3 protein-coding genes are annotated in these 1,744 nt (G+C 37.0%); all 3 read right to left on the bottom strand.

The annotated features are described in order from the left end of the window. The coding region (locus HMPREF9065_RS07115) for a CRISPR-associated endonuclease Cas1 (RefSeq protein WP_021615587.1) at positions 1 to 302 on the bottom strand (302 nt) is incomplete at its 3' end. A 90-nt stretch (positions 303 to 392) separates the two neighbouring features. After that, positions 393 to 1,508 (bottom strand): Shedu anti-phage system protein SduA domain-containing protein, encoded by a 1,116-nt coding sequence (locus HMPREF9065_RS07120; protein ID WP_021615586.1) that lies wholly within the window; start codon positions 1,506 to 1,508, stop codon positions 393 to 395. Between the two features lie 34 nt (positions 1,509 to 1,542). Further along, the coding region (locus HMPREF9065_RS10335) for a CRISPR-associated protein Cas4 (RefSeq protein ID WP_021615585.1) at positions 1,543 to 1,744 on the bottom strand (202 nt) is incomplete at its 5' end.

Below are 1,744 nucleotides of genomic sequence, written 5' to 3'. Positions count from 1 at the left end.
TTTTGCTCCGACACCCGATACTGCGCCCGACGCAACAGTACATTGCCGCTCTGCCGCCCCTGAAGCCGCCCCAAATAACGTCCGTTTTCCGTAAAAAACGCCAAATTCACATTATTTTCACCACAAAACCCCAGCAGAAAAGGCGATACCAGCACATTACCAAAACAGAAAATATGCCCGATGGAATGTACCGGCAACTGCGCTACCTTCTTACGCTCCTGTTCCACTACCAGCGTCTCCCGCTCCTTATGCAGATAGCTGCCTTGGGTGGTGATGTAGAGCGTGTTTTGCAGTTTGCGCATGGGGAACTCCTTGGATTTTAATCGCAGTTTTTGAGGCAGTTGCTGGGCTACTGAAAATTATTGATAGCTAATCACTGAAATAATTTCAAATTAGTTTTCTCGTTTCAATTTTCTAATCCACGTATCCCAAGATTCTAAAGTAATAGGTATAGTCTGTGATCTTTCGAACTTATGCCTTTCCAAACTTTCTTTTTGGTCATCTTGTGTTCTACCTCCAATAATTACAGTTCGAATTTTAATTTCTTTATTTGGATCTACTAATAGCTTTCCTTCTGCTCCTACTAAGTAATTTTTAAATGTGGATTTGCCATTTTCAGCCTCATCTCTAAAAATGTGACACTGTTTTTTAAAGCTAGGCATATTCTCATAATAGACCGCGTGTAATCTGTCTCGTATTTGCTGGGAAGCCTTCGAAATATCTGCGTGAGGTTGGCAATATCCATTTTGATTAAATAAATTAAAATTCGCTCCTTTTATTTCAATTAATATTACATCCATTCGGCTCCGACCTGTAAATACAACAAAATCTATAGAACCATTTTTATCTTTTGAACCATTTTCAATTGGAAACTCGGAAAATACAATATATTCATCTTCAGGATTAGAATATACCTCTCCAAAAAATGATAAATCTTGCTTTAGAAAGGCCAGAAGATCTTGCTCTATACATTTACTTTCAATTAATTTGATAAGATCATTTTTAGATTTCATTTGTTTTTCAATTGATAACTTTCTTTGAATAAAAGAATTACTCTTTTGATATGGCGAATCAATCCACGGATTTCTTTTGAATCTAATGCTATCAGCTTGCTCTAATATTCTTTCATTTTTTGATGATCTATCATTTTTTAAGTCAGTAAAATCATCCTTACCAATAAGGTTTTCAACTTCAATTTTACTCAACTGATTCCACTTAGGTTTCTTATTTTCAATAAATACCATATCAAAAGTATCATGAAACAATATATCGTTATTTCGTTCATAATGTTCTATAAAAACATGCTCATTAAATCCTCTATCTAAAATTAGTTTATCGATAATAAATTCAACAGCATTTGTTACAGATTGACCATCATTTTTATCCAACTCAGTTAAAAAAGTAACGGGTTTACTGTCTTTCGCTACGTATGTACGTACTCGACATAAGCCTCCAGTTCCATTAAATGATGGTTTACCAAAATCAAAAACAAAATCTAATATCTTCATAATATGAATCTCCTATTTTTTATTCCCCAAACTTTTATTCCCCAAACAATCCCTTCACATACCCCACACTCCTATCCCGTTTCCCCAATAACTCCGGCTGGCAAATCTCTACCAGCGAGCAGGCTTTACAGCGTTTGCCGTAGTTGGGCGGCGGAGTTTGGCCGCTGTTTAGGAGTTCACGCACGGCGGCGATGGTGGCGAGTGTTTGGGCGCGCAGGTCGTCTGAAAACACGATG

The sequence above is a fragment of the Aggregatibacter sp. oral taxon 458 str. W10330 genome (genome assembly GCF_000466335.1).
GTDB lineage: Bacteria > Pseudomonadota > Gammaproteobacteria > Enterobacterales > Pasteurellaceae > Aggregatibacter.
This window is presented reverse-complemented; position numbering and strand designations above follow the sequence as displayed.

What these genes read in the sequence shown, in the direction of transcription:
- HMPREF9065_RS07120 (WP_021615586.1), bottom strand. Translation starts at nt 1,508, where the DNA reads ATGAAGATATTAGATTTTGTTTTTGATTTTGGTAAACCATCATTTAAT.